Annotated in this window: 7 protein-coding genes; 4 read left to right on the forward strand and 3 right to left on the reverse strand. The window is 61.5% G+C overall.

Annotated elements, in window-relative coordinates:
- Positions 1-86: 86 nt before the first annotated feature.
- Positions 87-353, reverse strand: coding sequence for a hypothetical protein (locus HNW77_RS17835; RefSeq protein ID WP_241694489.1), 267 nt, complete (start codon positions 351-353; stop codon positions 87-89).
- Here HNW77_RS17835 and HNW77_RS14100 point away from each other — a divergent pair.
- From HNW77_RS14100 to HNW77_RS14115, 4 genes are all read left to right on the forward strand, one after another.
- Positions 234-1,040: a glycosyltransferase gene (locus tag HNW77_RS14100; RefSeq protein ID WP_276592058.1), complete on the forward strand. Its 807-nt coding sequence runs from the start codon at positions 234-236 to the stop codon at positions 1,038-1,040. The genes HNW77_RS17835 and HNW77_RS14100 overlap by 120 nt on opposite strands.
- A gap of 79 nt (positions 1,041-1,119) precedes the next feature.
- On the forward strand, positions 1,120-1,425 hold the full coding sequence (locus HNW77_RS14105) for a hypothetical protein (RefSeq protein ID WP_172158462.1): 306 nt from the start codon (positions 1,120-1,122) through the stop codon (positions 1,423-1,425).
- A gap of 93 nt (positions 1,426-1,518) precedes the next feature.
- Positions 1,519-1,977 (forward strand): hypothetical protein, encoded by a 459-nt coding sequence (locus HNW77_RS14110; RefSeq protein ID WP_172158463.1) that lies wholly within the window; start codon positions 1,519-1,521, stop codon positions 1,975-1,977.
- A 404-nt stretch (positions 1,978-2,381) separates the two neighbouring features.
- Complete coding sequence (locus tag HNW77_RS14115) at positions 2,382-4,757, forward strand: mechanosensitive ion channel family protein (RefSeq protein ID WP_172158475.1); 2,376 nt, start codon at positions 2,382-2,384, stop codon at positions 4,755-4,757.
- 52 nt (positions 4,758-4,809) lie between these two features.
- On the opposite strand, the gene HNW77_RS14120 is transcribed toward HNW77_RS14115, so the two are convergent.
- On the reverse strand, positions 4,810-5,115 hold the full coding sequence (locus HNW77_RS14120; protein WP_172158464.1) for a hypothetical protein: 306 nt from the start codon (positions 5,113-5,115) through the stop codon (positions 4,810-4,812).
- A gap of 142 nt (positions 5,116-5,257) precedes the next feature.
- Positions 5,258-6,591, reverse strand: a 1,334-nt coding sequence (locus tag HNW77_RS14125; protein WP_172158470.1) for an Nramp family divalent metal transporter, incomplete at its 5' end; no start/stop codon positions are given.

Consider the following 6,591-nt stretch of genomic DNA (forward strand, 5'->3'; position numbering starts at 1 on the left):
AATATGATTTTGCCGGAAATAATTTGAAACTTCACGAACAGGATCTTGTTTGTGCTGCCATATCCCCGCCCCGGTGGCAGCGTATGTCATCCATGGCCTGCCGTGCCTGAAATGGTAATGGAGAGAAAAACATGACAATACCAGAACAGGAAAAAGCGGACTTTTTTGATTCCGATTTCTGCCAGCACAAGAATTTCTGGCAAAAACGCAAGGTTTCCGTCCTGGTGGACATGGTGTTCGATCTGCATAACCGGAAGTATTCCCGCCATGTCAGGAATATTGCCCGCAGGCAGCCCGTGCGCAGGATTCTCGTCACATCCGTGCGGGTGCCAAAACGCGAGCGCACGCTGCATGATGTGTTCAGGCGCATGAGAAATACCAAGCATAAGGTGGATTTCGTCACCGCCCAGATGCATGACAGGGGCAAGTTTGGCAATATCAATTCAGCCCTCGCAACAGTAAAACTGCAGGATTACGACTGGGTGGTCATTACCGATGATGACGTTGCCCTGCCGCCGCGTTTTCTTGATGGGTTCATATCGCTATGCGAAGTCATGGGGCTGAAAATATCCCAGCCCGCCCACCGTTACCATTCCTATACATCCTTTACGTTCAACTATCGCAAATGGAACAGTCTCGGGCGCATTACCCGCTATGTGGAAGATGGGCCGGTTACCGCCTTCCATCGTGATGCCATGGCCTATGTCTATCCATTCCCCGAACTGCGCTGGGCGTGGGCGACGGACATCGCGTTCTGCAATGCGGCACGCCGGAACTGCCATAATGTCGGCATTGTGGATTATACGGCCATAGAGCACCTCAAGCCCGCCGGGCAGGACTACCCCATGCAGGCGGCAAAGGCCGAGGCGCGGGCATTCCTGTCGCGCCAGGCGTTGCGGCCTGACCGGCACGAGCTGTTCCGCAACATGGAAATCCTGCGTGACATCCAGCCCGACCACCTGACCTATGACATACCCTGCCCGCAGGGCGTGCCCGCCACATGGCCTGCGGGGGCGGCAACCTTTCCAATAAAATCCTGAAACTGTAAACGTTGTCGATGAAGCATTTTTCCCAAAGCTTCAGAAGACATTTCCTTACGGGTCAGGATATGAAACCGACATGACACAGGGCCACGACCCTCTGCCCGCGCCTGAACGCGAGCGCCTGGCCGTGCAGGTCTGGCAGAACGCCTTTCGCGCGGCGGTGCTTGATCTTGATGAGGTCCAGCGCGCGACATTGCTGCGGCGGCTCGAACAGTTCGGGCAGGTCATGACGCAGGGCCGCGAAGGGGCCAGCCGCGTCAACACCCGCGCCGTGCGTGAGCATGCGCTTGGCGTGCTGGCCGAGGTGAAGCGGGCCACGCGCGAGCCAGTGCCCCGCGCGCATGTGCCGCAATGGTGCCGCGATGCGCCCGATTGTGACTGATCGTGCATAACCGTATGTATTCACACGGCTGTTGCCTGCCCGGGCCTGCCAGCCCATCATGGAGCCTGTAGGCATGATGAGCGGAGGCAGGACATGATTGACCGTGAGTTGCAGGGGCAGTTGCTGCGCCACATGGCCGATCAGGGCGGTACCACCACGCTGCGGCCCGTGCAGGCGGCGGATGAGGAAAAATATGCCCGCAACCTGATGGACCTTGAACTGCAGGGCCTGTGCAAGGGCGGGGTGGGCATACGGCCCACGGGGCTGGGCATTACGGGCGAGACCTGCCTGACGCCTGCCGGTCGTGCTTACCTCGACCGGCCCGATGACATGCATGTCACCCTATCGGGGCCTGAAACGATAAAGGCGCTGCGCCAGCGCATTGTCGATGCTCCCGACCTGTCTGATACGGAGCGGCACAGCCTTGACAGCGCGGTCGAGACCATGCACCCGCTTGCGCTCAAGGCGCTGGGGCAGGACCTGCTGACGCGCGCCCTGAAGCATGACCCGGAGGCCATACCACTTATCCGCAAGCATGCGGGCAAGGCGTGACGGGTAGGGTGGATTGATTTATGTTCCAGATATAAGATAAATTGATATAAAATTATCGAATATAAATTATATAAATAAAAATTAAGCATGGCAAGTAATTTTGGCCGATACAAAGTATAGGCCAAAAGGGTAGGGCAATTTATTGCATATCTGCCCGGCTTCCCCGAGCCTGCGCTTTTACGTCCATCTCTGCGATAAATCGCGCCATCTGTCCGGGTAACGGCGCATTCCTCGCCATGTCTGCCCGGCAGATCGGCAGGATCGAGCAGGCGGGACGGAATTTGAAAATGCGCCATTCAACACAAACCGGCCAGCGGGGCGAGGGGCGGCATTTTTCCGCAGGCGGCAGGCGGCGCAACATCGTCCTGGCCGTGTTGCGCGGGGCTGTTCTGGGGTGTCTGGCCATGCTGGTGGCATACGGCCCACAGGCGGCCCGTGCGGCGGATGAAACTGCACCACCCGTATCCACGCCCGCGCATGGCATGACTGCCGAGCAGGCGCGGCAGGTGCTGGCGGTGATCAATGACCCCGACCGCCGTGCCGAATTTGAAAATACGCTTGCGGCCATTGCCTCCCAGCTTCCCTCGGGGCCCGCCCCGGCTCCGGCGCCACCCGTGCACGCGGCAGCCCCCGCGCAGGAACTGACCGTGCAGCCTGACAGCCTGGGCAGCGACCTGGTGCAGGACACGGAGGCGCTGCGGGCCAGCCTGATCGTGCAGGCGCAGCATTTTGTCGCCCTGTTCGGGGACCTGGCGTTCGTCGTTCACTGGACCCACACCATCTTTGCCGACCCGCAATCACGCGGCATCCTGCTTGATGCGGTGGGAAGGGCAACGCTGATCCTGCTGCTGGCGCTGGCGGCCGAGCATGGCCTCTCGCTGCTGTTGCGCAAGCCCCTGCGCGGCGTGACCGCGCGCGCGCTGGCGACTGAAAAACGCCTCAACCTGCCCGATCCGGCAACAACGGCGCCGAACCCGGCAGCCCAGCCGGCGGCGGGAGCGCCAGCAGCGGAAGGTACCGGCCAGCAGGCCGCCACCGAGCAGGACATGCAGGCCCAGCACGCCACCCTGCGCCTGCTGGCGCGCGTGCCGTATTCGCTCATGCACATGCTCATCAAGCTGGTGCCGGTGGGGCTTTTCTTCGGGCTGGGCACCGGGTTTGCCTATATGCTCACCACCACCCACCAGGCGATGCTGGTCACGTTGACGCTGACCAACGCCTATGTGGTGGCGCGGGTGGTGTACCTGCTCATGGAAACGCTGTTCGTGCCGCATTCGCCCGCCATCCGCCTGTGCAGTGCCAGCGACCAGACGGCCTTCATGGTCACGCGCTGGCTCAACTTTCTGGTGGCCGCGCCCTCGGTCGTGGTGTGTCTTTCCACGCTGGGCGGCGTGTTCGACATGCCTGCCCGTGGCACGGAGGCCATCATCCGCTCGGTCGTGCTGATCGAGCATGTGCTTGTAGCCATCTTTACATGGCGGGTGCGCAGGCATGTCGCCTCGGCGCTGCAACCTTCGGCGCGGCTGCTCCAGCAGCCGTTCTGGGCGTTCGTGGGACGCATCGTGTACCTGTGGTGGGTGCCGGCCATGTTCTTCAACTTCGCGCTGTGGCTGATCTGGGCCACCCACATCCAGGGTGGCTATGCATGGATCATCCGCACGGTCATCCTGACCACGGCGGTCGTGATCCTGTCGCGCCTGTTCTCGGTGCTGGCCTATAACGTGCAGAACCGGCTGTTCCATATCTCACCCGCCATGGAGGCGCGTTATCCCGGCCTGCAGGCGCGGGTGAATTATTATTACCCGACCGCGCGCAAGATCCTGTCCTTCCTGCTGTCATTCGCCACGGTCATCCTGTTCCTGCAGGCGCTGGGGCTGCCCGCCATTCACTTCCTGTTCCACGGCAAGCTGGGGCAGAAGATCATGGGCACGATCAACTCGGTCATCATTGCCTATACGGTAGCGGTGTTCATCTGGGAGGCCGTCAATGCGGTGCTGCAGGGCCAGATCGCGCGCTTCGAGAATTCATCACAGCAAGGGCGCGCAAGCCGCCTGCGCACCGTGCTGCCCATTATCAAGACCGTGCTGCTGGCGCTGATCATCATCATTGTCGCGGTGACCACGCTGTCGCAGATCGGCATCAACGTCGCCCCCCTGCTGACGGGTGCGGGCATCATGGGTGCGGCCATCGCCTTTGGCGCGCAGAGCCTGGTCAAGGATTTCATCACCGGCTTCTTCATGCTGGTGGAGAATGCCATACAGGTGGGTGACTGGGTTACGGCGGGCGGCGTGTCGGGCACGGTGGAGCACCTGTCCATCCGCACCCTGCGGCTGCGCTCGGTCAATGGCGACCTGCATATCATCCCGTTCTCCGGGGTGTCGTCGATCGCCAATACCTCGCGCGATTACAATCTTGTGGTGGTTGATGTCATGATCGACCTCAGCCAGGACACGCAGCAGCTGACCAGAATATTGCAAGAAGAGCTGGCCGCCCTGCGCAAGATCCCACGTTTTACGCATCTCATCCTGTCAGACTTCACGTTTCTGGGCATCGAGCAGGCCGATGGCAATGGCGCGCGCTTCCTGGGTTCCATCCGCACGGCGCCGGGGTCGAAATGGACCGTGTACCGGCAGTATTACAGCCGCGTTGCCGTGCGCATGAATGCCGAGGGCATCAAGTTCCCCGTGCCGAGCTACCTCAACTTTGTTGATAACTGGGCAGGCAACGAACTCAGGATCGATGCCACGGCCAAGACGCCCCCGCAGCAGAAGCAGACCTGACAAAAAAAGCCCCTGCCACGAACCGGGCAGGGGCCTTGCGGGGTGTGCTGCGTTATGCGACGCGCAGCGTGACCTTGTGCAGTTCCTTTTCCACCTTCGCATCGGGGTGGCCTGCATGGAATTCTTCACCGGGCAGCAGCTTGAGGCCGGTGATGGTGTCAAGCGGCAGGACGCTCCATTCACCCATGGGGGGCACGCGCTTTTCGTGGGCATCCTCGCCACGATAGATGAGCACCTGCGGCTTGCCGTCGCGCTCGCCGAGCGCGTGGGGGGAGCCGATATAGTTCTTGGCATCGAAAGTAAAGCCGACAGCGGTTTTCTTGCTGATGGCGTCACGAAGCATGTTTTCAACGGACATGGCTGTTTTCCATTCTGGTCGATATTGACACGTTCCCGCATGTTATAACGGGATGCGAGCGTTATAGCCTGTCTGGCCGGACGCAGAAGGGGCGGGCATGGTTCATTGTTGCAACACTGCCCTGCATGGCATCATGTGGTGGTCAGGAAACCGTATCGAACAGCAGCTTGAAATTGAGTACCAGGATGAGCGCCGTCACAACCCATGACAGGATGGCCACCGGTCGCGATATGACAAAAGGCCCCATCTTGCGCCGGTCAGACACGAACATGACCAGCGGGATGACCGCAAAAGGCAGTTGCATGGACAGAACGACCTGGCTGAACATGAGCAGACGCCCCACGCCCTGGTCGCCATAAAGGGCTGTCACCACCACCACTGGCGCAATGGCCAGCCCGCGCGTGAGCAGCCGCCTCGCCCAGGGCGGCATGTGCAGCCGCAGGAAGCCCTCCATGATGATCTGGCCTGCCAGCGTGCCGGTAACGGTGGAATTGGTGCCTGCCGCCAGCAGCGCGACCGCGAACAGCGTGGACGCAATGCCCAGCCCCAGAACAGGGGAGAGCAGGCGGTAGGCATCCTCGATTTCCGCCACGCCCTGATGGCCGCTGGCATGGAAGGCGGCGGCCGCCACGATGAGGATGGCAGCGTTGATGAACAGCGCCAGCATAAGCGCGATCGTGCTGTCCCACGTGGCCCAGCGGATTGCGTCGCGCCGCCCTGCTTCTGTGCGGGGAAAGGCGCGGGTCTGCACGATGGAGGAATGCAGGTAGAGGTTATGGGGCATGACCGTCGCCCCGATAATGCCGATGGCGATATACAGCATCTGGCTGTTGGTCACGATTGCGGCGCGGGGCAGGAAGCCTGCCAGCACAGCCGCAAGGGGCGGATGGGCTGCGACAACCTGCACCGCAAAGCACAGGGCAATGATGCTGAGCAGCCCGATCACGAAGGCCTCAAGATAACGGAAGCCCCGGTTCATGAGAAAGAGCACGATAAAGGCATCGAGCACCGATATGACCGCTCCCATGACCAGTGGCAGGCCAAACAGCAGTTGCAGCGCCACCGCCGTGCCGATGACTTCGGCGAGGTCGCACGCGGTGATGGCCAGTTCGCAGGCCAGCCACAGCACGATGTTCACGGCAGGGGGAAAGTGGTCGCGGCAGGCCTGCGCCAGATCGCGCCCGGTAGCGATGCCCAGCCGGGCCGAGAGCGATTGCAGCAGCACGGCCATGAGGTTTGACAGCCCGATAACGGCCAGCAGCGTGTAGCCAAACTGCGCCCCGCCCTGCAGGTCGGTGGCCCAGTTGCCGGGGTCCATGTAGCCGACCGAGACCATATAGCCCGGCCCCATGAAGGCCAGCAGCCGCCGCAGCCATGAGGCGCCAGCCTGCGGCACCTGCACGGAGGCGAATACTTCGGGCAGGCTGTCCTGATCAGGCCCGGATGTTTTCGCAAACCGCCAGGCGGTGTTTCGGG

The sequence above is a fragment of the Komagataeibacter melomenusus genome (genome assembly GCF_013155395.1).
GTDB classification, from domain to species: Bacteria; Pseudomonadota; Alphaproteobacteria; order Acetobacterales; family Acetobacteraceae; genus Komagataeibacter; species Komagataeibacter melomenusus.